The organism is uncultured Brevundimonas sp. (assembly GCF_963977465.1).
Taxonomy (GTDB): domain Bacteria; phylum Pseudomonadota; class Alphaproteobacteria; order Caulobacterales; family Caulobacteraceae; genus Brevundimonas.
Genome location: NZ_CAXBOQ010000001.1, coordinates 331,902 through 357,612 on the forward strand (window position 1 = coordinate 331,902; position 25,711 = coordinate 357,612).

Consider the following 25,711-nt stretch of genomic DNA (forward strand, 5'->3'; position numbering starts at 1 on the left):
CGGGGGCGAATCTTACAGAACGATGCTCTGCGACACCGGGGGCAAGACATGGCGATCAAACGATCCGGGGTGGGCCCCGTGGTCATGACTATCCTGTCGATCGTCGTCATTGCCCAGACTGCGGCCCTGGCCTGGTTGCTGCTGGTGTCGCCGGACCGGGCCCAGGTCCAGGCCGATCTGAAGCGGGATCCGGTCCCGACCCTGGTCAATATGTGCACCGCCGCCTTTCCCAAATCGCCCGGCAAGGACAGCTACAAATTCTGAGATTCACCGCCGGCCGAACAGTTTCTCGAGGTCATTGAGCTTGAGTTCGACATAGGTCGGGCGGCCGTGGTTGCACTGGCCGGAGTGGGGGGTGGCCTCCATCTGGCGCAGCAGGGCATTCATCTCGGGGGCCGAGAGCACGCGGCCGGCGCGGACGCTGCCGTGGCAGGCCATGGTGCCGCAGACCTCGCCGAGGCGTTCGGTCAGGGCCAGGGCCGCGCCGTGTTCGGTGAGGTCATCGGCGATGTCGCGGATCAGGCCCTGAACGTCGGTATCGCCCAGCAGGGCCGGGGTCTCGCGCACCAGTACCGCGCCGCCGCCGAACGGCTCGACGATCAACCCCAGCGCCGCCAGTTCGTCGGCACGGGACAGGACGCGGTCGGCCTCGGCCGGGTCCAGCTCGACCACCTCGGGCGTCAGCAGGGCCTGACGGGCGACCGCGCCCTGGGCCATCTGCACCTTCATCTTTTCGTAGACGAGGCGTTCGTGGGCGGCGTGCTGGTCGACGACGACCAGGCCGTCGCGGGTCTGGGCCACGATATAGGTGCCGTGCAGCTGGGCCCGGGCGGCCCCGAGCGGGAAGTCGACCGGATCGGGTCCGGGACCGGCGTTCGTCAATGGTTGATCGGTGAACGATGATCCCCCTTCGAACCGGGCCGACCGCTCGTTGAGACCGGGGATGACGCCAGTGGTCGGTGGCGCCGCGTTCCAGCCGGTCCAGCCGCTGAATCCGGCGGCCGAGGGCGAGGAGGGGCTGTACGCAGCGGGTGCGCCGCTGTGCGCCTGGAAGCCGGCGAGGGCGTCGGCGGCGACCGTGGTCGAGGCGCGGTGACCGGCGGCGTGCAGGGCGTGACGCAGACCGCCGACGATCAGGCCCCGCACCATGGCCGGGTCACGGAAGCGGACCTCGGCCTTGGCCGGATGGACGTTGACGTCGACATAGAGGGGGTCGACCTCGAGAAACAGGACGGCGGCCGGGTGGCGGTCGCGGGCGAGGAAGTCGGCATAGGCCCCGCGCAGCGCCCCCTGCAGCAGGCGGTCGCGCACCGGGCGGCCGTTGACGAACAGATACTGATGCGCGGCATTGCCGCGGCTGTAGGTCGGCAGGCCCGCATAACCGGTCAGGCGCACGCCGTCGCGTTCCTGATCGATCAGCAGGGCGTTGGCCTCGAAATCGCGGCCCAGCAGGGCGGCGAGCCGTTTCAGCCGTCCGTCCACGCCCGGATGCTCGGCCGGCAGGCGCAGGGTGGTCTTGCCGTCGAGGTCGAGGGTGAAGGCGACGGTCTCATGGGCCATGGCCTGACGTTTGATCTCTTCCGAGATGGCCATGGCCTCGGACCGTTCGGACTTCATGAATTTGAGTCGGGCCGGGGTGGCGTAGAACAGGTCGCGGACCTCGACCCGGGCCCCGTGCGGGCCGGGGAAGCCGGCCGGGGCGACCGGGCGCTGGTCGCCGCCCTCGACGGTGATGGCCCAGGCCTCGGACGGGCCGGCTCCGGCTTCTGGGCGGGCGCGGCTTGTAATGGTCAGGCGGGCGACCGAGCCGATCGAGGGCAGGGCCTCGCCGCGGAAGCCGAGGGTGGAGATACGCAGCAGGTCGACGTCACCGGCGTCGTCGGCCTCAAGCTTGGAGGTGGCGTGGCGCTCGACCGCCAGGGCCAGCTGGTCCGGGGCCATGCCGTGCCCGTCGTCGGCGATCAGGATCCGGGTCAGCCCGCCGCCCTCGGCCTGGATCTCTATACGCCGCGCCCCCGCGTCGAGCGCGTTCTCGACCAGTTCCTTGATGGCACTGGCCGGGCGTTCGACCACCTCGCCGGCGGCGATGCGATTGACGGTTTCGGGGGGGAGGCGACGGATGGGCATGGGATTCGCAAGGATAGGCGGTTGTGCGGGACGGGGCGAGGGGGGAGTGATCACCGTTCAACCCGATCATCCCCGCGAAGGCGGGGACCCAGGTTTTGGGCTCGCTCCCTGTCACCGGCCTGATCCCGCGCCCATAGCCCCGTCGGTGCCTCACGACAGCACTGGGTCCCCGCCTGCGCGGGGATGAGCGGAATTATTGCGCGTTCGGACCCTCCATTGATCATCGCGCACGCTGACGGCCCGCGCGCCGGAGCGGCGACGGTTGGGGGCATGGGCGGAGCGCCGGGCATCCGCCCGGTGTGTTGAAAAAATACCGTTTCGGCGAACGTCAGACGCTCCGCGCGGACGGGCTTCCACATGCGCGGACCGTGGGCCTCGCTGTTGACGAGGGGTCCTTCTGCACACGGCGGGCAGGGATGGCAGCGACCATCTCCTGGACCGGTGCGGGTATCCTCCCCGCCCCCTCGGCCGTCCGGCCTTCCACCCGGCTCGACCTCGCATCCCCTCGGCAAGCGACCCCGCAGGGTCTGGCTCCGGGTTGCGCCCGCTCCATCCGCTCCCGCCGCCGCTGCGGATCGCCGGCCGAGCGAGCCCCCGTGCGACGGGACGGGGGAGAGTCTGGCACGCGCGGGGACCAAGGCGGGAAGATTGGGGTGCGGATTTGGTTAGGGGGTTGATCGGGTTGGGGTTTGGGTAGCGACGATAGGGGGATTTTGCGCAAACATGTCGCATCGCTTCCCTCTCCCGGCGGGAGAGGGCTTGAGCCTCCGGGAGCGCAGCGATCGGTCAGGCGACCCGAAGGGCGGCGCGAAGCGTCAAAGGGTGAGGGGTTTCGGTGCGACCGGGGAGACACCGTAAGCCCTCACCCCAACCCCTCTCCCCCGGGAGAGGGGCTTGAGACCGGATCGGCCCACATCCCGGTTTGATCGACTCCGCGCGGGGGGTTAGAGCATCGCTTCCTTCCGAGAGACTTCGCCATGCACGACATCAAAGCCATCCGTGAGACGCCCGACGCCTATGTGGCGGGATGGTCGTCGCGTGGGGTGACGGACGCGCAGGTCGTGGTGGACACCCTGCTGGCGCTGGATGTCGAACTGCGCGCGGCGCAGACGACGGGGCAGGAGGCGCTGACGCAGCGCAATGCGGCGTCGAAGCTGATCGGCGCGGCCATGGGGCGCAAGGATCTGGCCGAGGCCGAGCGGCTGAAGGGTGAGGTCGAGAGCCTGAAGGGGGTGATCGCCACGGCGGGAGAGGTTGAGGCCGAAAAGGCCAGGGCGCTGAAGGATCTGCTGGCGGCGCAGCAGAATCTGGCGGCGAGCGATGTGCCGGACGGGGCGGACGAGGCCGCCAATGTCGAGATTTCGCGTTGGGGCACGCCGCGTCAGGGCGGGCCGGCGAAGGATCACGCCGATCTGGGCGAGGCCATGGGGCTGCTGGATTTCGAGGCGGCGGCGAAGATGTCGGGGTCGCGGTTCGCGGTGCTGAAGGGCGGGCTGGCACGGCTGGAACGCGCCGTCGGCCAGTTCATGCTGGACATGCAGACGGTCCAGCACGGCTATCTGGAGGTCAATCCGCCGTATCTGGTGCGCGACGAGGCGATGTTCGGGACCGGGCAACTGCCGAAGTTCGAGGAGGATTTGTTCAAGACCTCGGACATCGATTGGACGGAAGCCGAGCGTGCCTTGCACGATGCCGAGCGCGAGAATTGGGATGTAGCCGGATGGGAGATGGCGAAAGAGCTAGCCCCTCTGTATGCCGATGCGGAACGAACCAGTATCCGAGACCACGATGCGTATGATGCGATCTTGAAGGCTTTTGGTGACCGACGCCGGAAGGCAGGCTTGGACGCTATGCAGAGCTATAGAGACGCTGCGCCTCGGCAGACCCGCTACCTCATCCCCACCGCCGAAGTCTCCCTGACCAACCTCGTGCGCGAGCAGATCCTGCCGGAAGACGAGATCGCCACGCCGATGCGGCTGACGGCGCTGACGCCCTGTTTCCGGGCCGAGGCCGGGTCGGCGGGGCGTGATACGCGCGGCCTGATCCGCCAGCATCAGTTCCACAAGGTCGAGCTGGTCTCGATCGCGCGGCCGGAAGACTCCGAAGCCGAGCACGAACGGATGGTCGGCTGTGCCGAGGCGGTGCTGCAGGCGCTGGATCTGCCCTATCGCAAGGTGCTGCTGTGCAAGGGCGACATGGGGTTTTCGGCGAGGAAGACCTTTGATCTGGAGGTCTGGCTGCCGTCGCAGGATACCTATCGCGAGATCAGTTCCTGCTCGAACTGCGGCGACTTCCAGAGCCGGCGCATGGATGCACGCTTCAAGCGGGCGGGCGAGAAGAAGACCGAGTTCGTGCACACGCTGAACGGCTCGGGCCTGGCGGTCGGGCGGACGCTGGTGGCGATCATGGAAAACTATCAGGACGAAGACGGGCGGATCGCGGTGCCCGAGGTGCTGCAGCGCTATATGCCCGAGGGGATGACGCATGTGGGATGATGTTCACAATCCGCTCATCCCGGCGAAAGCCGGGACCCAGTGCTGTCCAGCTGAACGCCGGCGCTTCGGGACCGAGGCCGGCGGGACGTCGGAACCGGCGCATCATCCAAAGAACTGGGTCCCGGCTTTCGCCGGGATGAGCGGAGCTTAGAGTGCGTATTCTCCTCACCAATGACGACGGGATCGAGGCCGAGGGGCTGGCGTGTCTGGAGCGGATCGCGCGGGTGCTGTCGGACGACGTCTGGACCGTGGCCCCGCAGACCGAACAGTCGGGCAAGGGGCGGGGCATCACCCTGACCGAGCCGTTGCGGGTCAACAAGCTGGGCGACAAGCGGTTCGCGGTGACCGGGACGCCGACCGACTGTGTGGTGCTGGCGGTCAATGATCTGATGGGCGAGCAGCGGCCGGATCTGCTGCTGTCGGGGGTCAATCGCGGGCACAATGTCGGCGAGGACGTCTCCTATTCCGGGACGGTGGCCGGGGCGTTGCAGGGCATGGCCTTCGGCATCCGCTCGATCGCGCTGAGCCAGTCGCTGGAGCGGTTCCACGACGAAGTCACCGCCCACTGGGAGACGGCCGAGGCCTATGCCCCGCCGATCATCAGCCGGTTGCTGGCACATCGCTGGGAGGACGGGGTGGTGATGAACCTGAATTTCCCGGCCCTGGCCCCCGAGGCGGTCAGCACGGTCGAGGTGACGCGGCAGGGCTTCCGTCAGGCGGGTGAGATGCATGCGGTTAAACGCACCGACCTGCGCGGGCGCGACTATTACTGGATGAGTTTCCGGGGCGAGAAGCAGCAGCACGCCGACGGTACCGACCTGCGGGCCATGGACGAGGGGCGGATCTCGGTCACGCCGCTGCATATCGACCTGACTCACATGCCCAGCGTCAACGACCTGAAGGGACTGCTGGGCGGGGCTGTGCCGAAGACGGTGGCGGCCGCATGAAGCTGAACGACGAGCGCGCAGGGCGGCTGATTCTGGGACTGCGACAGCAGGGGGTCACCGACCCGCGCGTGCTGGCGGCGATGGAGTCAATCGACCGCGCGGTGTTCGTGCATGCGCGGTTTCTGGATCAGGCGTGGGAGGATCAGGCCCTGCCGATCGACTGCGCCCAGACCATCAGTCAGCCGTTCATCGTCGGTCTGATGACTCAGGCACTGGACGTGCAGCCGCGCCACCGGGTGCTGGAGATTGGCACCGGCAGTGGCTACCAGTGCGCGGTGCTGAGCCGGCTGGCGCGCTATGTCTATTCGGTCGAACGCTATCGCAGCCTGTTGACCGAGGCCGAGGGCAAGCTGCGGCAGCTGGACATCGACAATGTCATCACCCGGCACGGCGACGGCGGGCTGGGCTGGCCCGAACAGGCCCCGTTTGACCGAATCATCGTCACCGCCGCCGCCCCGACCGAACCGACCGAACTGCTGAAACAGCTGAAGCCGGGTGGAATTCTGGTGGCCCCGGTGGGTCGGACCTCGGTGCAGATGCTGCACCGCTATACCGGACAGGAAGACGGCTCGTTCCAGCGTGAGAGCCTGAGTGAAGTGCGGTTCGTGCCGCTGGTCGAGGGCACCGCCAAGGAGGGATGACCGGGGACGGTTAATCTTTCCGCCCAATTTTGGCACCCTTTGACGGGTTGGCTTGTCGGGACGGACCGGGCAAACCGGATACGGACAATTCGCGTGCGATACGGAAGGGACGGCATGACCGGCTTCAAGACCTGGACCAGAGTCCTGATCATCGCCGGGGCGGTGCTGACCACAGCCGCCTGCGCCAGCTATCCCGAAGCGCCCCGCTATTCGACCCGGCCGACGTTGCCGGGGCAGGGAGCCTATCCGCAGGGCGACGTCGGCCGGCCGGTGCCGCCACCGTATGAAGCCCCGTTGCCGGCGCGGGCCCCGAGCGAGCGTATCGACGGCGGGGCCCTGCCGCCTCCGGCTGACAGCACGGCAGCCCCGGCCTATCCGGACTCGGCCTATGACGCGCCGCCCTATTCGGCCCCGCCACCGTCGGGCACCGCCGCCCTGTCGGCCCGGGCCGCCTACGAAATCCAGCCGGGCGACACCCTGTCGGGCGTCGGGCGTCGCTTCCAGGTGCCGGTCCAGACCCTGATCGACCTGAACAACCTGGGCCCGCGCGGGGCCATCACCACGGGCCAGCGCCTGACCCTGCCGGACACGGCGGTCGATGTCGGCCGCGATCCCTATGCCACCGGCCCGTCGCCGGTCGGGGTCTATGTGCCCGAGGCCGGGACGCCGCCCCCGCCGCCGCCGCCGCCGCCGTCCGGCAATGCCGCCATGCCGGCGCGCCAGCCCGCGGCGTCGGCCGCTCCGGCGGCGTCGGGTGCTGCCGGGGTGACCCTGGAATGGCCGGTCCGGGGCGACATCCTGCGGCGCTTCGGCCCCGTCGGCATGGGCGAGCGCAACAACGGCATCAATATCGGGGCCTCGGCCGGGACCGAGGTGCGGGCCGCGGCACCGGGCCGGGTCGGCTATGTCGGTGACGATCTGGCCGGACAGGGGCTGACGGTTCTGGTCGTGCATCGCGACGGCTGGCGCTCGGTCTATGGCCATCTGGGCTCGGCCACGGTACGCGACGGCGACGATGTGCGGGTGGGCCAGCAGATCGGCACGGTCGGCACCACGGCGGGTGACGGACGGCCCTCGATCCATTTCGAGACCTGGCGGATGCGCGGCGACGAGCCGACCGCGATCGACCCCCTGACGGTGCTGCCGCGCTAGCTTAAAAATGAAGCGGCACGGCGCGTTGCAATGTCGGTCGGCGCACCCTAGTTTCCGCGCCTCATTTTAAGGGAGCGTCGGCGACGGGCTCCGCGACCATGGAGAACGCTGTGCAGGGTATTCTGGAGGGACCGTTCGGGACCCTGATCTTCTTCGTTCCCGTCATCGTGCTGTTCTACTTCATGCTGATCCGTCCGCAGGCGCAGCAGGCCAAGCGCCATCGCGCGATGATCGCCGCCGTCAAGCGCGGTGACACCGTGGTCATGTCCAACGGCATGGTCGGCAAGGTCACCCGCGTCGAGACCGATGAAGCCATGGTCGAGATCTCCCAGGGCGTGAACGTCCGGGTCATCAAGTCGATGATCGCCGAGGTTCGCGACCGCACCGCCATCGCCGCCAACGACGCCAAGGCCTGACGTCGCCCTGAAAGGCCCGGGACTCTCCCAATGATCCATCTCTCACGCTGGAAGGTCATCCTTCTTGCCGCCACGTTCGCCTTCGGCCTGCTGTTCGGTTACGCGAATCTGCTCAGCCCGGCGCAGCGCGAAGCCCTGCCGGGCTGGCTGCCGAAGAACACGCTCAACCTCGGACTCGATCTACAGGGCGGTTCGTATCTGCTGCTCGAGGTCGACGTTCCGGCCATGCGCGAGAAGAAGATCACCAACCTGATCGAGGACGTGCGCACGACCATGCGCGAGGCCCGGATCAGCACCAACAACCTGGAGCGGGAAGCGGGCGGCGTGATCGTCACCGTGTCCGACGCCGGCCAGTACAACGCCGCCCTCGACGCCCTGCGCACCCTGGCCGGTGCCCCGGGGGCCAACGGTGCGGCCGAGCGGCAGGTCCAGCGGATGACCGACAACCGCATCCGCTTCAGCTTCACCGACGCCATCCTGAACAGCATGGGGGCCACCGCGGTCGACCAGTCGATCGAAGTGGTCCGGCGCCGGGTCGACAAGACCGGCACCAAGGAAATCTCGATCACCCGCCAGGGCGCGGACCGGATCGTCATCCAGGCTCCGGGCGAGAGTGACCCCGAGGCGCTGGAACGCATCATCGGCCAGACCGCTCAGCTGACCTTCCAGATGGTCGACATCGAGAATTCGGTGAATGACGCCCTGGCCGGGCGGGTCCCGCCCGACTCCGAACTGATGTATGGCGAGGCCAACGAACCCTATCTGGTCAAGCGCCGGGTGCTGGTGTCGGGCGAGAACCTGACCCAGGCCACGGTCACGACCGATCAGAACAACCGGCCGGCCATCGGCTTCCGCTTCGACGGGGCCGGCGCGCGGCGCTTCGCCGTGGCCACGGCCGCCAATATCGGCAAGCCCTTCGCCATCATCCTCGACGGCAAGGTGATCTCGGCCCCGCGCATCAACAGCGCGATCACCGGCGGGCAGGGCATCATCGAGGGCGGCTATACGATCGCCTCGGCCTCCGAGATGGTGAACCTGCTGAACGGCGGGGCCCTGCCGGCACCGCTGAAGGTCGAGGAACGCCGCACCGTCACCGCCGAACTGGGCGCTGACGCGGTCGCCGCAGGCCAGCTGTCGACCGTGATCGGCTTTGTCATCATCGTGGTCTTCATGATCGGAGCCTACGGCCTGCTGTTCGGCGGTATTTCGGTGTTGGGTCTGGTTCTGAACGGCCTGCTGATCATCGCCGCCATGTCCCTGACCCAGGCGACCCTGACCCTGCCCGGTATCGCCGGCCTGGTGCTGACCTTTGCCGTGGCCGTGGACGCCAATGTGCTTATTTACGAGCGAATGCGTGACGAGGCCCGATCCGGACGCTCGGTGATCGCCTCGATGGACACGGGCTTCAGCAAGGCCTGGGGCACGATCATGGATGCCAACGTCACCACCCTGGTGGCTGCCGCGATCATGTTTGCCTTCGGCGCGGGCCCTGTGCGGGGCTTCGCCTGGACGCTGAGCATCGGCGTCGTGACCTCGATGCTCTCCGCGATCCTGACGGCCCAGGTTATGCTGGCCTTCTGGCTCAAGGTCGCCAAACCCAAGAAACTGCCGATCGCGGAGTGATGAGCATGCGTGGATGGCCCCTGATCAAACTCCTGCCCCAGACGACGAATTTCAAATTCGTCAAATACGCTCGCGTGGCTGCGGTCCTGTCCGTCATTCTGTGCGTCGCGTCGCTGGTCAGCATCGCGGTGCCCGGGCTGACCCTGGGCATCGACTTCCGCGGCGGGGCAGCGATGGAACTGACCCGCAGCGGTGGCCAGACGCTGGATCTGGGCGCGGTGCGTGGCGCGGTTGACGCGCTGAACATCGGCGAGGTCGGGGTGCAGGGCATCGATACCGACAGCAGCGCCATCGTCCGCTTCCAGATCCCCGAGGGTGAGGCGCAGAACGAGGTGGTGCAGCGCGTGCAGGCGGCCGTCGGCTCGGCGGTCAGCGACGTGACCTTCTCGGGCGTTTCTGTTGTCGGCTCCAAGGTTTCGGGTGAGCTGTTCAGCAAGGGCCTGTGGGCCCTGGGCATGGCTGTGGTGCTGATGTTCGCCTACATCTGGTTCCGGTTCGAGCCGCAGTTCGGCTTCGGTGCCGTGGCCGGGCTGGTCCATGACGTGATCCTGACCTTCGGCCTGATCGTGCTGTTCAAGCTGGAATTCAACCTGAACATGGTAGCGGCCATCCTGACGGTGATCGGTTACTCGATGAACGACACCGTGGTGGTGTTCGACCGCCTCCGTGAGAACCTGCGCAAATACAAGACTATGCCGCTGCGTGATGTGATCGACCTGTCGATCAATGAGACTCTGTCACGGACCATCATTACCGGCATGACGGCGGTGATGGTGCTGGCGGCGCTGGCCGTCTACGGCGGCGCGGCCCTGTTCGGCTTCTCGCTGGCCCTGATGTTCGGCATCATCATCGGCACCTATTCGTCGATCTATGTCGGCGCACCGATCATCCTGCTGTGGGGTGTGCGGCGCGGGGCACGGGACGAGGAAGCCACGGCGGTCAAGCTGGGCATGGCCAGCCGGCCCTAGGCCAGTTTTCGCTGTATTCCCGCCGGGCTCGACCGGCGCTATCATCGCGAATCGTCGCGTATCGCGCCGCCTTGGGAGGGGCTGGACATGGGCAAGCTGCTATCGAATTTCCGTAACACCATTCTGCTGAGCCTGGTGCTGGCCGGGGTGATGATCTTCGCCTTCGGCCGGGTTTCGCCGGGCGGCTTTGACGGCCTGTTCTGGCAGGCGGTGCTGCGCTGGACCCACGTGCTGGCGGGGATCCTGTGGATCGGCCTGCTGTACTATTTCAACTTCGTCCAGATCCGGGTGATGCCGTCGATCCCGGCCGAGCTGAAGCCGGCGGTCGGCAAACATATCGCCCCCGAGGCCCTGTTCTGGTTCCGCTGGTCGGCGCTGGCAACGGTCGTCGCCGGTCTGGCTGTCATGTTCAGCCGCGGTCACGCCTATGCGATCGAGGTGCTGTCGTTCGGTCTGGTCGGTGGCCTGACCGAGGACCAGAAAGGCTACACCCTGATGGGCATCGGCGTCTGGCTGGCCATCGTCATGTTCCTCAACGTCTGGGGCGTGATCTGGCCGAACCAGAAGCGCGCCCTGGGGATGATCGTCGTTGATGACGATGCCAAAGCAAAGGCCGCCCGGGTCGCCATGCTGGCCAGCCGCACCAACACGCTGCTGTCGCTGCCGATGCTGACGTCGATGGCGATGTACCAGACGCTGTTTGGCTGACCCTGAAATGACGAGAGGCCAGCAGGTATTGGGCCGCATCGCGCTCGGCCTGCTGGTCATCGGCGTCGTTATCCAGCTGGGCGCGATCCTGTGGGGCGGTGCCGTCTATCCGGGATACGACCATGCCCGGCAACATATCAGTGAGCTGGGGGCCACCGGTGCCGTGACGGGTGCGGCGGTCAGCTGGTGGGGCTTTGTGCCCAGCGGCCTGTTCATGGGCAGCTTCTGCCTGATCGCGACCTGGATGCTGCGCCGGAGTGGACTGGCCGTAACCGCCTGTTTGATGCTGGGTTGGTACGGGATCACCCTGTCGGCGGCGGGCGTCTATCCATGCGAATTCGAATGCGCGCGAAGTGAAATCACCTTCAATGCGATGATGCACGACCTGTTCGGAGGCACGGGCTATCTGACCGGCATCATCGGCATGGGACTGGCTGGACTGTGGGCACGAGCCAGCTGCGCGTCATGGCTGGCCGCGCTGGGCGCGGTGTGCGTCATCATCGCCGTCGCGGGCTTCGGTGCCATCATTGTGGAGACCGAGTTCGGCGGGCTGTTCCAGCGAGGGCTGGAGGGCGCGATTGCGGTCTTCCTGCTGGCCTTCGGCTGGGCCCTGGCCAACGGAAGGCTGACGCCACCGCGCAACGCGACGGCCGCCGGTTAGTGGACACTCCAACCCTCGATGCCCAGGTCCGCGCCGCCGATCCCGACCGCTGGCTGTCCAGCCGGTTCGTGAGCGATCCGCAGGCGCGCGCGGACCTGATGGCCCTCTATGCCTTTGAGGCCGAACTGCTGGCCATCCCGACCCGGGTGACCCAGCCGTTGCTGGCCGAGATGCGCTATGTCTGGTGGCGCGAACAGATGGACGGGGTATTTTCCGGAACCGCGCGCAAGGGCCATCCGGTGCTGGAGGCCCTGACGGATGTGGTGGCACGGCACGGACTGGAACGGGCGCCGTTCGAAGCCCTGATCGAGGCCCACGTCGGCCGGGTCCACGGCGAACCCCATGACCTCGACGCCTTCTATGTCGGGCCGATGCAGGCGGCGGTGCGGGTGCTGGCCGGACCGGACCATGAGGTCAGGGTAGTCGAGGCGGGGCGGATGTGGGGGCTGGGCCAGACCGGGCAGACCGGCGCGGCGCGGGCCTTGCGGTCGACGGCGAATGCGGCCCTGAAGTCATTGCCGGCCGAGGCCTTTCCGGCGGTGGCGCATGCGGCGCTGACGCGGCGTGACGAACCCGACCCGGTCAAGCGGCTGAGGCTGACCTGGGCGACCCTGCGGGGGCGGCTGTAGACGACGTACCGGATCTGGTGGGGTCCAAACTCCTAGCGGGGTTTCAGCCTGACGCTTGCGAGAAAGTCATACTGAGCGCTCAGGCGCTGTGGGAAGTCTGTACACGCCGGCGAGGGAGCCAATGCCGGAGCGAGGTCGCGGGGAAGCGGCGGATCCAGCGTCAGACCCGTGTCAGGATCGACAAACATCCAGTCGCCCTTCAAGCCGTAACCGCGCGAGCCACCTTGGCGAACCGCGAAATGGAGGCGCGACCGCTCCGTATCGCTGACTCCGTAATCCCCCAGGGCTTCGTAGAATACATAATCCGCCCGTTCGCGGGCCGCTTCGCCACCGCCGCCACTGGCGTAAAGCCAATCATGGATAATCGCGGCCTGATAACCGGGGGCGTGTGGCTTCTTCGCCCACTGCAATAGCGAGGGAACGGAAATAAAGTCCGTAACAAACGACCGGGGCACGGTGATAACGGCGTTCAGTGCGCGACTGCAGTAATGAAAGTCGCGATCCAATGCGTAGACGAGGCGGTTGCCGCGACCCGCGCGAATATCTTCCCGATCAAGGAATACCGGCTTCGGGATGATCGGGCTTCGGTCCCGTGCGTGCGCCGCACCCGCAGTCAGGACCACCACCAACAGCACCGCAAGTCTGAGCGTTGTCATGAGCCACCTCTGGGCCCAAAGTACCACTGTTCGTTGAATTTTGCCAGGCGTGCACCGTGTCCGGGGGACGGGTTGCTGACCATGGTGCTTGCCACCCGGTCACCTGCCCGGCTAACGACCCTTGGTCGATGAACGTTCATTGTTGGGGGACTTATGACTTTTCGCCAGATTTCCATTGCCGCGCTGACGGCTGCCGGTCTTGTATGGCTGCCGATGACGGCGACGGCCGAAGCCCCCGCTGTGATAGTGAACGCCAGCGCGCTGTCCGCCGTGACGACGACCGAGGCGGACAACAAGGCTGTGGTCGAGAGCCTGTACCGGGCCTTCGCCGCCGGGGACGGACCCACGATCGGAGGGATCCTGTCGCCGGACATCGTCTGGGTCGAGGCCGAGAACGGTCCCTATGCCGACCTCAATCCCTACAATGGCCCCGCGGCCGTGTTCGAGGGTGTGTTCGGGCGGATCGGCCAGCAATGGCAGGGCTTCGTCGTTACGCCCGTGACGATCTTGGCCAGTGGCGACCGCGTGGTCTCGCTGGGCCGCTATACCGGGACCAATACCGCGACGGGCGAGGCGCTGGATGCCCAGTTCGTCCACGTCTTCACCCTGGCCGGCGGCAAGATCGTCGGCTTCCAGCAATATACCGACACGGCGCAGTGGATGGACAAGGTGACGCCGGACTGAATGGACCAACGCCGCCGTTCAGCCGGGGCGTTCAGCGCGTGGGAAACGCGGTGACGTCCGGTGGCCAGACGGTCCGGTTGGGCGAGCGTTGAAAGGCCCAACGGATCAGGCGCGCGGTCGCGCGGGCCCCGGCGCGCATCAGCGGGCGGGGCATACCCGCTGAATGCGGCGCGTGCAGGGCCCGGGCCCAGTCGGGCAGCAGGTCGAGGCCGGCCTGCATGATCACCCCGGCCGCCATGTCGACGGCGGGCGCGCCGACGGTCTGGGACATGACCAGGGCCGCGACCTCGTGGGTTCGCGCGTCGGCGCGAAGTTGGGGCCGGAAGCTCTGGATCACGGCCTCGGCCGCTGCGCGGGTGCGGGGCAGGGGATCGGCCCCCAGCGCCTGACCGATACAGGCCATCTCGTCGAAATAGGCGTCCTGTTCCGCCATCGGCATTTCGGGCTCGGCGTAGCGAATCCAGGCGTCGAGGAAGCTGATCGTCTCGGTGACATGGACCCAGGCCAGCAGGGACGGGGCCGAGACCTGGTAGGCGGTGCCGTCCGGCAGGGTGCCGCCGAGCTTGGCGTGGATGCGGTTGACCCGGTCGAGGGCGGCGCGGCCTGCATCGGCATGGTCATAGGTGGTGCGGGCGATGAATTTGGCCGTGCGCCGTAGCCGTCCGTGCATGTCGGTGCGGAAGTCGGAATGATCCCAGACGCCGGCCAGCACCGCCGGATGCAGCATCTGTAGCAGCAGGCCCGAGACGCCGCCGATCATCATGGTGACCACGTCGCCGTTGACCCGCCAGGCGACACCGTCGACCGGGAACAGGGCGTCGGCGCGTCGCAGCACCGGCCGTTCGCCTTTCTCCGCGTCGTTGAAGACTTCGGTGATCCGGCGACGGATCAGGGCGCGGGCGGGGTCGAACACCGGGAGATCAGCCTTCCGTGCGTTCCAGCTTCTCGATGCGACGGTCCATGTCGGCGACGACGCCCTCCAGCCGCTGCTTTTCCGAGGCCATGTCGACCGGCGTGCCGTCCTCGTAGGTGATCTGCGCGCCCTTGCCGATCAGGTCGAGGCGGTAGATGGCGGTGACCCGCTGGGTCCGGAAGCGCTCGAGCTCGGGGTTGGGTGTGGTCATCAGGCGGCGTCCTTTCGGGCCTTCAGTCTCGAGCGATCGAGACAATGAGCGGCAGGTGATCTGATCCGACCCCTGGACCGACCGTGGTGGAGGCGCGCAGGTCGGAGGTCACGAAGGCATGGTCGATGGGCAGGCCCAGGACAGGCAACGAGGAAAACCAGGTCGATCCCAAGGCCGGGGTAAGCCGAACCATCTGCTTTGAAACAACCCGTAGACGGTGGGACCATGGAGTCGCGTTCATGTCTCCGATGACGAGGGTACGGCCGGCTGCTGCCTCGTCAAGCGCGGCGGCCATCATTGCGGTGCTGGCCTTCATGGCTGAAGGGCTCACGGCCACAGGCGGATGCATGGCCACGATTCTGATCTGATCCGTCTCGACGATCGCGAGCGGATAGACTCCGGGGGGCAGGTCCGAACGCGGTCGCTCGGTCAAAGGGGCCCGACTGAAGACCACGGCCCCATGCTCACCGGGATCTGGAGCACCATAGACGAACGGATAGTCCGACAGGGCACGGCGAGCTCGCGCAAGATCCCTGGGCGGTTCAGCCAGGATAACGACATCGGCGGTTTGTTTTTGAGCCAGGGTGGCCAGGCGCTCGACCACCGAGTTCTTCTGGAAGACGTTGCACCACACGACTTTCATTGCGGGGCGCGTGACGGGGGACGGAGCTCTTGAGAACAGCTCGGGTGTCGTCACCAACAGCACGGCCACGACGAGAACCGCCGCACCCCCGCTCCAGAAGCGACCGACGGTAAACGCCGCACAGGCGAAGGCGAAAGCGACCACGATGATCTGGGGACGCAGGGTGGCGATCAACTCCAGCGGTGCGCCCTTGGTGTTGAACAGGGCCGGCAATGCCATCAGCAGGATGAGTGCACCCGTGATCAGAAACATATCCTTCGGCCCTGTCATTGTGGTTGGCCGGACCCCGCATCCCGCCAGGCCTTGAGGGCTTCCAGCGCCCGGATGCTCATCAGCCGCTTCTTGGCGCGGCCGCGTTGCTTGAGCGGGATCTTTTCCCCCGCCTCGTCGACCTTGGGCGCTTCCAGCGGTGGCAGCAGGCCGTAGTTGATGTTCATCGGCTGGAATTTGGAGATGCCGCCGGGACCGTCGAGGTGGCCGCCGGTGATGTGTTCGACCAGGGCCCCCATGGCGGTGTGGACGGGCGGAGCCTCCAGCGGGCGGCCAAGACGTTCGGCGGCGGCGAGGCGGCCGGTTAGCAAGCCCATGGCGGCGCTCTCGACATAGCCTTCGACGCCGGTGACCTGACCGGCGAAGCGCAGGCGCGGCATGGCTTTCAGGCGCAGCTGGCGGTCCAGCAGTTTCGGGCTGTTGAGGAAGGTGTTGCGGTGCAGGCCGCCGAGGCGGGCGAACTGGGCCTCGTGCAGGCCGGGGATCATGCGGAAGATCTCGGCCTGGGCCCCGTGTTTCAGCTTGGTCTGGAAGCCGACCATGTTGAACAGGGTGCCGAGCGCATTGTCCTGACGCAGCTGGACGATGCCATAGGCCTTGACCTGCGGGTCGCGCGGATTGGTCAGGCCGACCGGCTTCATCGGGCCGTGGCGCAGGGTTTCGCGGCCGCGTTCGGCCATCACCTCGATCGGCAGGCAGCCGTCGAAATAGGGGACGTTCTCCCACTCCTTGAACTCGGCCTTGGGCCCGTCCAGCAGGGCGTCGATGAAGGCTTCGTACTGGTCCTTGTTCATCGGGCAGTTGACGTAGGCGGCGGCGTCACCGCCGGGGCCTTCCTTGTCGTAGCGCGACTGACGCCAGGCGATGTCGAAATCGATGCTGTCGGCGTGGACGATGGGGGCGATGGCGTCGAAAAAGCTGAGCGCATCCTCGCCGGTCAGGTCGAGAATGGCGGCGGCCAGGGCCGGGGAGGTCAGGGGGCCGCTGGCGACGATGACATTGTCCCAGTCTTCGGGCGGCAGGCCGGCGATCTCCTCCCGGACGATGGTGATCAGGGGGTGGGCTTCCAGTTCGGCGGTCACCGCCTGGGAGAAGCCGTCACGGTCGACGGCCAGGGCTCCACCGGCGGGGACCTGATGGGCGTCGCCGCAGCGCATGATGATGGAATCCAGCGCGCGCATCTCGGCGTGGAGCAGGCCGACAGCGTTATGCTCCCAGTCGTCGGAGCGGAAGGAGTTGGAACAGACCAGCTCGGCCAGACCATCCGTGTGGTGGGCGTTGGTCTTGATCCCCGGCACGCCGCGCATCTCGTGCAGCACCACGGGGACACCGGCCGAGGCGATCTGCCAGGCGGCCTCGGACCCGGCGAGACCGCCGCCGATGACGTGGATAGGAGCGAGAGGGGAGGCTGTCATGGGCGGCTTCTAGCCTTGCAGTCTCATCCGGGCTAGCTTGGCCGTGGGGAATAGGGGGGCTAATGGCCAGATTTTCAATCGGCACCGCGTTCGGCGATGCTTTCGGCTTGGTCGGACGGCGACCTTTGTCGGTTCTCGTCTGGGGTTTGTTGATCCTGTTGCCGTCGGCGGGGGCCGTCCTGGTCACGCTGCCGTTCATGGTTGAGGCCTTCGCCTCGTCCGAGGCGGGCAGGGATCCCGATTTCAGCGCGATGCTGCAGCTACAGGGCGTAAGCGGGCTGCTGCACATCGTTCAGCTGCTGGTGATGGCCGTGGTCTATACCGCCGTCATCCGGGCGATCATCCGGCCCAAAGAGCGGGCGGTCTTCTCGCTTCGGATCGGCATGGATGAGCTGCGGGTCGCCGTGGTCGGCGTCGCGGTCTTTGTCGGCTTCTATCTGGCCGGGGTCGTGCTGATGCTGCTGGGGGTCGCGGCCGGCTTTGCCATGTGGCAGCTGGACTCGCCGGCCAACTGGATCACCATCGCCGTTCTTGTGCTGGTGCTCGTGCTGGGCCTCTGGCTGATGACGGCGCGGATCAGTCTGATCGCCCCGGCCAGCGTGCTGTACCGGGATTTCGCCTTCGTTCAGGGCTGGCGTTTGGGGCGGGGTCAGACCTGGCCGCTGTTCGGGATGATGCTGCTTCTGCTGGTGATTATCCTGCTGGTCGAGATTGCTGTTGTGATCGCGGCCCTGGCGGCGTTTGGCGTGGGGGCCGCCTTCATTGATCTGAATAACGTCGAGGTCTGGGCCGATCCAGCCAACTGGGGTGACCCGATTCCGTGGATGATGGCCAACTGGGCCTGGTGCGCCCTGGGCGGTGTGGTGTTGTCGTTTGTCTACGGCATGTTACTGACGCTTGGGCTCGCCCCGTTCGCCTCGGCCTGCCGCCAGCTGGCGGACAGCAGCGCGCCGCCTCCGGTCGCCGAGCCGGTAACGGAACCGGTCCAGACGGCGGAACCGGCGCACGCGCCGGAACTTTGATCCAGACGAGACCCGCAGGAGAGATGCGATGAGTTTTTCTGCCACCGAGGCCACGTTCGAGGGCTTCCGCCTGGTCCGGCGCAATCCGCTGGCGCTCGTCGCCTGGGCCCTGCTCTATGCGGTCGTAAGCGTGGCCAGCCTGTTCGCCGTGTCGAGAGCCATGGGCCCGTTGGCCAGGGTCACCGAAATGGCCGAGGCCATGGAAGGGGTGACCTCGCCGCCTCAGGCGGACGTCGCAGCGCTGTTGCAGGCGTTGGGCGAGGTGTTCCTGAATATGGGTTGGCTGTTCCCGCTCTCGATCGTGGTCGGGGCCATGTTGGCCGCGGCTGTAGCGCGCGGCGTGCTGACCCCCAAGGCCGGCGGATTCGGCTATCTGAAACTGGGCATGGATGAGGTGCGGGTCATTGTCGTGAGCCTGGTCTTGTCGCTGCTGTCGATGGTGTTGCTTCTGGTCCTGATCTTCGCAGTGGGCATCGCCGTGGGCATCGCCCAGGCCTCGGGTGGCGGAATCGCCGTTCTGGCGGCTGTGGTCGTCGGTCTCGCCGGCGCGGCCCTCTTGATCTGGCTGGCGGTACGCCTGTGTCTGGCCGTTCCCATCACTGTGGCCGAGAAGCGAATCGCCATTTTCGATTCCTTTGCCGTGACCAAGGGGCGGTTCTGGCCGCTGCTCGGCATGATCATCCTGACCGCGGTTATGGTGATTATCATCGGCGTCCTGTCCTCCATCATCACCATGCCACTGGGGATGATGTCGGGTCTCGAGCCCTGGTCGCTCGGTTCGGGTGCTTCCGACATGGCGGCCATGCAGGCGCGGTTTGACCTCAGCAACCCGTGGGTCATCGCCAGTGCCTTCGTTGAAGCCGTGGTCTACGCCCTGACCGTCGGGGTCCTGTATGCCCCGTTCGCCGCCGCCTATCGCGACATCACGGGCTCGGGCGCTGAAGCACCGACGGTCTGACGCCAGGCGGGTCGGTCAGGCGCGGGCTTTTGACCGGGCCGGCTTGACCTTGGCATCCGCCGTCAGGGCCGCCACGCGGGCCTTGCGGCGGGTTTCGTGGCGGTCCAGCACCTCTTTCAGATAGCGGCCGGTCCAGCTGTTGGGGTCAGCGGCGACCTGTTCGGGGGTGCCGACCGCGACGATTTCGCCACCGCCCTCGCCACCCTCGGGACCGAAGTCGAGCAGCCAGTCGGCGACCTTGATGACGTCGAGATTGTGCTCGATGACGACGATGGTGTTGCCGGCCTCGACCAGTTCCTGGAGCACCTGCAGAAGCTTGCGGATGTCCTCGAAATGCAGGCCGGTCGTCGGCTCATCGAGGATGTAGAGGGTCTTGCCGGTGGCGCGTTTCGACAGTTCCTTGGACAGTTTGACCCGCTGGGCCTCACCGCCCGACAGGGTGGTGGCGGACTGGCCGACCTGGACATAGCCGAGACCGACCCGCTCCAGCGTCAGCATCTTGTCGCGGATCGGCGGCACGGCCTTGAAGAAGCTCGCTGCCTCTTCAACCGTCATATCCAGAACATCGGAGATGCTCTTGCCCTTGAAAACGATTTCCAGCGTTTCGCGGTTGTAGCGTTTGCCCTTGCAGACGTCGCAGGTGACATAGACGTCGGGCAGGAAATGCATCTCGATCTTGATCAGGCCGTCGCCGGAACAGGCCTCGCAGCGGCCGCCCTTGACGTTGAAGCTGAAGCGACCGGGGCCGTAGCCGCGGGCTTTTGACTCCGGCAGGCCGGCGTACCAGTCGCGGATCGGTCCGAAGGCCCCGGTATAGGTGGCCGGGTTCGAGCGCGGCGTGCGGCCGATCGGGCTCTGATCGATGTCGATGACCTTGTCGAAATGCTCCAGCCCCTCGATGCGGTCGAAATTGGCCGGGGCGTCGGAGGCGTTGTGCAGACGACGGGCGGCGGCCTTGTACAGGGTCTCGATGGTGAAGGTGGACTTGCCGCCGCCGGAGACGCCGGTAACGCAGGTGAACAGGCCAACCGGGATTTCACCGGTGACGCTCTTGAGATTGTTGCCGGTGGCCCCGCTGATCTTCAGCATCTTCTTGCGGTTGATCGGACGGCGGCCGTCGACGGGCAGGGCGATCTCGCGCTCGCCGGACAGGTATTTGCCGGTCAGGGAGTTCGGATTGGCCAGCACCTCGGCCGGGGTGCCCTCGGCGCATATCTCGCCGCCGTGGATGCCGGCGGCCGGGCCCATGTCGATGACATAGTCGGCAGTCAGGATCGCCTCCTCGTCATGCTCGACCACCAGCACGGAGTTGCCGAGGTCGCGCAGGCCGCGCAGGGATTCCAGCAGGCGGGAATTGTCGCGCTGGTGCAGGCCGATCGAAGGCTCGTCCAGCACATAGAGGACGCCGGTCAGGCCCGAGCCGATCTGGCTGGCCAGACGGATGCGCTGGCTCTCGCCGCCGGACAGGGTGCCCGAGGCGCGCGACAGGCTGAGATAGTCGAGGCCGACATTGTTGAGGAAGCGCAGCCGGTCGCTGATTTCCTTGAGGATGCGGCGGCCGATTTCCAGCTGTTTGTCGGTCAGTCGCTCGGCCAGGGTCGAGACCCAGAGGTAGGCCTTGGAGATCGACAGGAAGCTGATGTCGGCGATGTCGGAGCCGTCGATGCGGACAGCCAGGGCCTCGGGCTTCAGGCGTTTGCCGCCGCAGGCTTCGCACGGGGTTTCGGACTGGTAACGACCCAGTTCCTCGCGCACCCAGGCGCTGTCGGTCTCGCGCCAGCGACGCTCCAGATTGGGCAGGACGCCTTCGAAGGTCTTGGACACCTCATAGGTGCGGGCGTTGTCGTCATAGACGAATTTGATCTTCTCGCTGCCGGTGCCGCGCAGGATGACCTGCTGGGCCTGTTCCGGCAGGTCGCGCCACGGCTTGTCCATCGAGAAGCCGTAGTGACGCGACAGGGCCTGCAGGGTCTGGGTGTAGAGGGGCGAGGGGCCGCGGGACCACGGGGCGACCGCGCCCTTGTGCAGGACCTTGTCGCGGTCGGGGATGACCAGATCGGCGTCGAAAGCCAGCTTGACCCCGAGGCCGTCGCAGGTCGGGCAGGCCCCGAACGGATTGTTGAACGAGAACAGGCGCGGTTCGATCTCGGCGATGGTGAAGCCGGACACGGGGCAGGCGAATTTCTCGGAGAAGACGATGCGGCGCGGCTCCTCGCCCTCGGGCGGGTTGGCCCATTCGGCGGTGGCCAGGCCGTCGGCCAGGTTCAGGGCGGTTTGCAAGCTGTCGGCATAGCGGGCCTCGAGCCCGGCCTTGGTGACAATGCGGTCAACGACGATGTCGATGTCGTGTTTGAATTTCTTGTCGAGGACCGGGGCGTCCTCGATGGCGTAGAATTCACCGTCGATCTTGAGCCGCTGGAAGCCGGTGCGCTGCCACTCGGCGATCTCCTTGCGGTATTCGCCCTTACGGCCACGCACAACCGGGGCCAGCAGCAACAGCCGCTCCCCATCGGGCAGGGCCGTCAGCTTGTCGACCATCATCGAGACGGTCTGGCTCTCGATCGGCAGGCCGGTGGCCGGCGAATAGGGCACGCCGACCCGGGCCCACAGCAGGCGCATATAGTCATGGATCTCGGTCACCGTGCCGACGGTCGAGCGCGGATTCTTCGAAGTCGTCTTCTGTTCGATCGAGATGGCCGGGGACAGGCCCTCGATCAGGTCGACGTCGGGCTTGCCCATCAGTTCGAGGAACTGGCGGGCATAGGCCGACAGGCTCTCGACATAGCGGCGCTGACCCTCGGCATAGATGGTGTCGAAGGCGAGCGAGGATTTGCCCGAGCCGGACAGGCCGGTCATCACGACCAGCTTCTCGCGCGGGATGTCGACGTCCACGCCCTTGAGATTATGTTCGCGGGCACCGCGGACGCGGATGAAATTGTGTTTTTCGGTCATGGATTCCGGAAACGCGGTGGGGCGTGCAGGGTTCGGGGCGACACCGCTATATGGGGATCAATTCGTCGGTTTCAGCAAGAACAATATGAGAACATTGCGCCGGGACGGCGTCCAAGTTATTCTTCGGTATGGCTGACGGGTTCGATATTCACCTAACGGAGGATCAGGCGCTGCGCCTGAAAGTGGTCGCGGAGGCGGCCCCGGCCGACTATGCGCTTCAGGTCCTTGAGCAGGCGATCGGTGACGACTGGACCGAAGAGGCCCGCCGCCTCGCCGCATACGACCGCTCGGGCGAAGCCGTCCCCGTCGAGGAGGCCTTGTCTGTTTTCCGGTCAGATCTGGCAGATCGGCTGGCTGCGGGGCAGTAACTAGCTGTCCGACGGTCCCCACACCTCGGTCGGCCGCACATAGCGCTCGCCCTTGCGCAACAGGACACCGTTGGCCCCGGCGATGCCCAGTTCGAGGCTGTCGGCGATCCGTTCGGCCCGTTCGATGAAGTGATCGGCCGCCTCCGGCGGGCATAGGTCGCGGGCCGTAGCCCGGAACAGCTCGAGCCAGCGGTCGAAATGGCGGCCGTCGACCGGCAGGGGCAGGTGTTTGGGCATGGGGCGACCGTGATAGACGCCGGTCATCAGGGCCACGGACGACCAGAACAGCTTCATCTGGGCCAGGTGCGGACCCCAGTCACTGATCCGTTCATCGAAGATCGGCCCGATCAGGGTGTCGGCGCGAACCCGATCGTAGAATCCGTCGACCAGGCGGTCGATCATCGCCTCGTCGATGCCGGTCTCGGTCTCGATCCGGTGTTTGGCGGCGTCGCGGCGGGATTCCGGCGGATGGTCAGGCGACAGGGTCATGACCGATGACATAGGCGTTCGGGACGTTGACCACCATCCGGGCGCGACACCGGGTCGCCGTCACCCAACCGTGAGGGGAAGTCCCTTGCAGAGGGCGAGATCAGACGCCATTCTCAACATCTCGCGTTTGTACAAGAGGCAGCTTCCCATGATCCACGCCCTGGAAATCGGTCTGACCCTTTCCGTCGTCGCCGTCGTGGCCGGGCTTGTCTCGCTGACGCCGCGCCCGAAGCCGGTGCCGATCCGCATCCGCGCAGACCGCACGCGCCGCCACCCGGGCGACTGAGTCCGGACGCTGGAATTTCGATACCGTTGAGTGGACAGGCCGGGCGTTTCAGCCCCAGCCGCTGACTTCACCCTGACGACGCCCGACCGGTGTGGCGGTGACCGGAACAGGCATGACCGGCTCGGCCGACGGGCGACCGAACAGATAGCCTTGTCCCATGTCGATACCGAGCGCCCGGACCGCGTTGGCCTGTTCCTCGGTTTCGATCATCTCGGCGATGGTCGACACCTTCAGCGAGTGGCACAGACCCACCAGATGACCGAGCAGGGTGCGGGTGCGGGCATTGTCGACGACGTCGCGGATGAAACTGCCGTCGATCTTGACGATATCGACCGACAGGCTCTGCAGATATTCGAATGAGGCCGCGCCGACGCCGAAATCATCGAGACAGACCATGATGCCCGCTTCACGCAAGGTACCCAGCCGGCGGTTCGCTGCCACGAGATCGCCGACAGACTCGGTTTCAGTAACCTCGACCAGCAGCCGGGCGCGGACCTCGGGGTGGGGCTTGGTCAGATTCAGTAAGGCCTGGATATAGGTGTCATTGGACAGGGATGCGCCGGAGATGTTCACGGCCACCTTGAGGTGGGTGAAGCCGGGGCGACGCATCTGCTTCAGCGCCTTCTCGACCACGGCCAGGTCGAACTTGTCGATCAGGCCGAGGTCCTCGGCCAGGGACACGGTGCCGGCCGGACTCTCGTCGCCGAAGCGGGCCAGCGCTTCAAGGTGATGGATCTCGCCGGATGTCAGATCGACGATCGGCTGGAAATGCAGGGCAAAGTCGCCATTGCGAACGATCGCTGTGAACCGCTCGGCTTCCTGGAGGGTGGTCCTGAGATTGTCAGCAAAGACCTGATCGGGTGGGGCGGTGTCGCCGCTTTCAATACAAGCCTTGAGCGCGACCCTGAGGACCCGCATGACCAGGCCCGGCGCAAGCCCGGCGTCGACGCCGGCCTGGCTCGCGGTCGGCTGAATTTCCAGCCCCTCGGCAGCCCCGGCATCCCGGACCTGATCGGCCAGGGTCGAGGCGTCGTCTTCCGGGTTGCGCAGAACGGCAAAGCGCTTCGGCGTCAGGCGTGCGGCGCTGGCGCCGTCGACGGAAGCGGATTGCAGGGCGGCCTCGATCCGGGCCTCGGCGCGCTGATGCTGTTCGTCCTTGCCGGGGATCAGGCCGGGAATGTCGACGAAGGCCAGGGCCACGTCTTCGCTGCTGCGACCCTCGCGCAGCGCCTGCTGAACGCGGTTGATCAGGCCTTCGGCATCCAGCATGGGTGGAGTCCGGGGCTGGGCAAGGCTGAAGGGCGCGCCGTCATAAATCAGGGCGCAGGAAACCGCCGGGGCAATCTCCGGCAGGCAGAATGTGCGTAGCCGGGCGCGCCGAATCTGATGGGGGCCACAGGTCACCACGATGTCGAGCGGCGCGGCGCGGACTCCCGGCTGCAGGCCGGCCAGGGCCTGGGTGACGACCGCTCCGCTGGCCTTGTCGAACAGGTCAATGAGCGGGCGGCCGATCCAGTCGGTTCCGGGATCGATTCCGGACGCAGGTCCGGCACCGATAGCCATGACGACGCAGCCGCCGGCATCGATTTCGATGAGGGTGTCAGCCGAGGCGCAGGCCAATCCCAGAAGTCGACGGGAAATACTCATCCGTGAACCCTGCGCCCGCAACCGTAAAGGTTGAGCCGACGAACGCGGTTAACGGGATGTGGTCAAGCGGTGCGGTTCATGGCCACCGCGCGGGCGTCGCTGGCGGAGGCCTGTCCGGACGAACCATAGGCTGACGGGGAGCCGCGGACACTGGCGACCTCTTCGGCGATGGCCTTGACCAGGCCCTCGGAAATGACCCGGGCCGCCTCAACGGCCAGAACGTGGCGGGCGAGGACCGCTTCAAAGGCTTCGGTCGCGCGGATCAGCGCCTTGCGCTCGCCGAGACCGCCCCCGGCGAAGAGTTCTGGGTGGGCCTTCACCTGGGCTGACTCACGGCGGTAGAGGTTGGCCAGTTCGCGGGTCTCGGCCATGCCGCCCGCGACGTCCTGGGGCCGCCGGGCCTCGAAAGCCCGGGATTCCTCGATCAGCCGTCCGGTCAGGCGTTCGGTGAGGGTGGTGAGTTGGCGAAGGTGGCCGGTCGCGTTGAGATCGGCGGCCGCATCAGCGGCGCTGCGTGTGGTCATGCGGCTTGCTCCTGCATCTTCAACATTTCGCTCATGACCCGGTCGGCGAGGCCGATGCCGCCGGCCTTGACCGTCTGTTTGGCCATGGCGTCGACGAGAAAGCCGCGCCAGGTGGCTTCCGACTCGCCGCCGCCGAACGGGCCGTCGGTCGACAGGCCCTCGAACATCGGCTTCAGCATCTGGGACAGGAAGGAGGCCTCAAAGGCTTCGGCGGTCTCGCGCGTGCGGGCCATGGCTGCGGGCGAGGCGACGGGACGCTCGGCCAAGGGCTGCAGCAGGGCGGCGGGGACGGACAGGTCGCTCATG

The 25,711-nt window shown here is 66.7% G+C and carries 27 protein-coding genes; 16 read left to right on the forward strand and 11 right to left on the reverse strand.

Going from position 1 to position 25,711, the window contains the following annotated elements:
* The first annotated feature begins 48 nt into the window (after positions 1-48).
* Complete coding sequence (locus AAC067_RS01795; protein ID WP_339928955.1) at positions 49-264, forward strand: hypothetical protein; 216 nt, start codon at positions 49-51, stop codon at positions 262-264.
* 3 nt (positions 265-267) lie between these two features.
* Here AAC067_RS01795 and mutL read toward each other — a convergent pair whose 3' ends face one another.
* Positions 268-2,127, reverse strand: coding sequence for a DNA mismatch repair endonuclease MutL (mutL, locus tag AAC067_RS01800; RefSeq protein ID WP_339928957.1), 1,860 nt, complete (start codon positions 2,125-2,127; stop codon positions 268-270).
* A gap of 977 nt (positions 2,128-3,104) precedes the next feature.
* On the opposite strand from mutL, the gene serS reads away from it, so the two are divergent.
* The 10 genes from serS to AAC067_RS01850 all read left to right on the forward strand — a co-directional run bounded on the left by serS (position 3,105) and on the right by AAC067_RS01850 (position 12,367).
* Positions 3,105-4,622, forward strand: coding sequence for a serine--tRNA ligase (gene serS / locus AAC067_RS01805; protein WP_339928959.1), 1,518 nt, complete (start codon positions 3,105-3,107; stop codon positions 4,620-4,622).
* Positions 4,623-4,774: 152 nt separating this feature from the next.
* Entirely contained in the window at positions 4,775-5,569 is a 795-nt protein-coding gene (gene surE / locus AAC067_RS01810) for a 5'/3'-nucleotidase SurE (RefSeq protein WP_339928961.1), read from the forward strand.
* Positions 5,566-6,210 carry a protein-L-isoaspartate(D-aspartate) O-methyltransferase gene (locus tag AAC067_RS01815; RefSeq protein WP_339928963.1) on the forward strand — a complete coding sequence of 215 codons (645 nt, stop codon included), beginning with the start codon at positions 5,566-5,568 and terminating at the stop codon, positions 6,208-6,210. Before surE ends, AAC067_RS01815 begins: the two co-directional genes overlap by 4 nt.
* Positions 6,211-6,324: 114 nt before the next feature.
* A complete protein-coding gene (locus AAC067_RS01820; protein ID WP_339928965.1) occupies positions 6,325-7,362 on the forward strand; it encodes a M23 family metallopeptidase in 1,038 nt (345 codons plus the stop codon).
* Positions 7,363-7,472: 110 nt separating this feature from the next.
* The gene (yajC, locus tag AAC067_RS01825) at positions 7,473-7,778 is read left to right on the forward strand and encodes a preprotein translocase subunit YajC (protein ID WP_339928967.1); all 306 of its coding nucleotides are present in this window, start codon (positions 7,473-7,475) and stop codon (positions 7,776-7,778) included.
* A 30-nt stretch (positions 7,779-7,808) separates the two neighbouring features.
* Positions 7,809-9,401, forward strand: coding sequence for a protein translocase subunit SecD (secD, locus tag AAC067_RS01830; RefSeq protein ID WP_339928969.1), 1,593 nt, complete (start codon positions 7,809-7,811; stop codon positions 9,399-9,401).
* Complete coding sequence (secF, locus tag AAC067_RS01835) at positions 9,401-10,369, forward strand: protein translocase subunit SecF (RefSeq protein WP_339928971.1); 969 nt, start codon at positions 9,401-9,403, stop codon at positions 10,367-10,369. Before secD ends, secF begins: the two co-directional genes overlap by 1 nt.
* Before the next feature lie 87 nt (positions 10,370-10,456).
* Entirely contained in the window at positions 10,457-11,077 is a 621-nt protein-coding gene (locus AAC067_RS01840; RefSeq protein WP_339928973.1) for a hypothetical protein, read from the forward strand.
* A 7-nt stretch (positions 11,078-11,084) separates the two neighbouring features.
* Positions 11,085-11,738 carry a DUF998 domain-containing protein gene (locus tag AAC067_RS01845; protein WP_339928975.1) on the forward strand — a complete coding sequence of 218 codons (654 nt, stop codon included), beginning with the start codon at positions 11,085-11,087 and terminating at the stop codon, positions 11,736-11,738.
* A complete protein-coding gene (locus AAC067_RS01850; RefSeq protein ID WP_339928977.1) occupies positions 11,738-12,367 on the forward strand; it encodes a squalene/phytoene synthase family protein in 630 nt (209 codons plus the stop codon). The genes AAC067_RS01845 and AAC067_RS01850 overlap by 1 nt, the downstream gene beginning before the upstream one ends.
* 32 nt (positions 12,368-12,399) lie before the next feature.
* Here the strand turns inward: AAC067_RS01850 and AAC067_RS01855 are convergent, their stop codons facing one another.
* On the reverse strand, positions 12,400-13,023 hold the full coding sequence (locus AAC067_RS01855) for a DUF1353 domain-containing protein (protein WP_339928979.1): 624 nt from the start codon (positions 13,021-13,023) through the stop codon (positions 12,400-12,402).
* Positions 13,024-13,176: 153 nt separating this feature from the next.
* Between AAC067_RS01855 and AAC067_RS01860 the strand changes: the two genes are divergently transcribed.
* A complete protein-coding gene (locus tag AAC067_RS01860) occupies positions 13,177-13,707 on the forward strand; it encodes a nuclear transport factor 2 family protein (RefSeq protein WP_339928981.1) in 531 nt (176 codons plus the stop codon).
* 31 nt (positions 13,708-13,738) lie between these two features.
* Here AAC067_RS01860 and AAC067_RS01865 read toward each other — a convergent pair whose 3' ends face one another.
* Genes AAC067_RS01865 through trmFO form a run of 4 tightly spaced genes read right to left on the reverse strand, consistent with a single transcriptional unit; the run spans position 13,739 to position 17,159 of the window.
* A complete protein-coding gene (locus AAC067_RS01865) occupies positions 13,739-14,620 on the reverse strand; it encodes an oxygenase MpaB family protein (RefSeq protein WP_339928983.1) in 882 nt (293 codons plus the stop codon).
* Between the two features lie 7 nt (positions 14,621-14,627).
* Positions 14,628-14,831, reverse strand: a complete 204-nt coding sequence (locus AAC067_RS01870) for a hypothetical protein (protein WP_339928985.1) — start codon at positions 14,829-14,831, stop codon at positions 14,628-14,630.
* A 22-nt stretch (positions 14,832-14,853) separates the two neighbouring features.
* A complete protein-coding gene (locus tag AAC067_RS01875; protein ID WP_339928987.1) occupies positions 14,854-15,726 on the reverse strand; it encodes an endonuclease/exonuclease/phosphatase family protein in 873 nt (290 codons plus the stop codon).
* Positions 15,727-15,740: 14 nt separating this feature from the next.
* Complete coding sequence (gene trmFO / locus AAC067_RS01880) at positions 15,741-17,159, reverse strand: methylenetetrahydrofolate--tRNA-(uracil(54)-C(5))-methyltransferase (FADH(2)-oxidizing) TrmFO (protein ID WP_339928989.1); 1,419 nt, start codon at positions 17,157-17,159, stop codon at positions 15,741-15,743.
* A 62-nt stretch (positions 17,160-17,221) separates the two neighbouring features.
* Here trmFO and AAC067_RS01885 point away from each other — a divergent pair, with 62 nt between their 5' ends.
* Both AAC067_RS01885 and AAC067_RS01890 read left to right on the forward strand, forming a co-directional pair.
* On the forward strand, positions 17,222-18,181 hold the full coding sequence (locus AAC067_RS01885; RefSeq protein ID WP_339928991.1) for a hypothetical protein: 960 nt from the start codon (positions 17,222-17,224) through the stop codon (positions 18,179-18,181).
* A gap of 28 nt (positions 18,182-18,209) precedes the next feature.
* A complete protein-coding gene (locus tag AAC067_RS01890; protein WP_339928993.1) occupies positions 18,210-19,139 on the forward strand; it encodes a hypothetical protein in 930 nt (309 codons plus the stop codon).
* Positions 19,140-19,154: 15 nt separating this feature from the next.
* Here AAC067_RS01890 and uvrA read toward each other — a convergent pair whose 3' ends face one another.
* A complete protein-coding gene (gene uvrA, locus AAC067_RS01895) occupies positions 19,155-22,091 on the reverse strand; it encodes an excinuclease ABC subunit UvrA (protein WP_339928995.1) in 2,937 nt (978 codons plus the stop codon).
* A 128-nt stretch (positions 22,092-22,219) separates the two neighbouring features.
* Between uvrA and AAC067_RS01900 the strand changes: the two genes are divergently transcribed.
* Positions 22,220-22,459, forward strand: coding sequence for a hypothetical protein (locus AAC067_RS01900; RefSeq protein WP_339928997.1), 240 nt, complete (start codon positions 22,220-22,222; stop codon positions 22,457-22,459).
* Here AAC067_RS01900 and AAC067_RS01905 read toward each other — a convergent pair whose 3' ends face one another.
* Positions 22,460-22,948: a group III truncated hemoglobin gene (locus AAC067_RS01905; protein WP_339928999.1), complete on the reverse strand. Its 489-nt coding sequence runs from the start codon at positions 22,946-22,948 to the stop codon at positions 22,460-22,462.
* Between the two features lie 148 nt (positions 22,949-23,096).
* Between AAC067_RS01905 and AAC067_RS01910 the strand changes: the two genes are divergently transcribed.
* On the forward strand, positions 23,097-23,234 hold the full coding sequence (locus tag AAC067_RS01910) for a hypothetical protein (RefSeq protein ID WP_339929001.1): 138 nt from the start codon (positions 23,097-23,099) through the stop codon (positions 23,232-23,234).
* A gap of 48 nt (positions 23,235-23,282) precedes the next feature.
* Here AAC067_RS01910 and AAC067_RS01915 read toward each other — a convergent pair whose 3' ends face one another.
* The 3 genes from AAC067_RS01915 to AAC067_RS01925 form a co-directional block, all read right to left on the reverse strand.
* Entirely contained in the window at positions 23,283-24,881 is a 1,599-nt protein-coding gene (locus AAC067_RS01915) for an EAL domain-containing protein (protein ID WP_339929003.1), read from the reverse strand.
* A gap of 62 nt (positions 24,882-24,943) precedes the next feature.
* Positions 24,944-25,405: a flagellar basal-body protein FlbY gene (locus tag AAC067_RS01920; protein ID WP_339929005.1), complete on the reverse strand. Its 462-nt coding sequence runs from the start codon at positions 25,403-25,405 to the stop codon at positions 24,944-24,946.
* A complete protein-coding gene (locus AAC067_RS01925) occupies positions 25,402-25,710 on the reverse strand; it encodes a rod-binding protein (RefSeq protein WP_339929007.1) in 309 nt (102 codons plus the stop codon). The genes AAC067_RS01920 and AAC067_RS01925 overlap by 4 nt, the downstream gene beginning before the upstream one ends.
* Position 25,711: the final 1 nt, after the last annotated feature.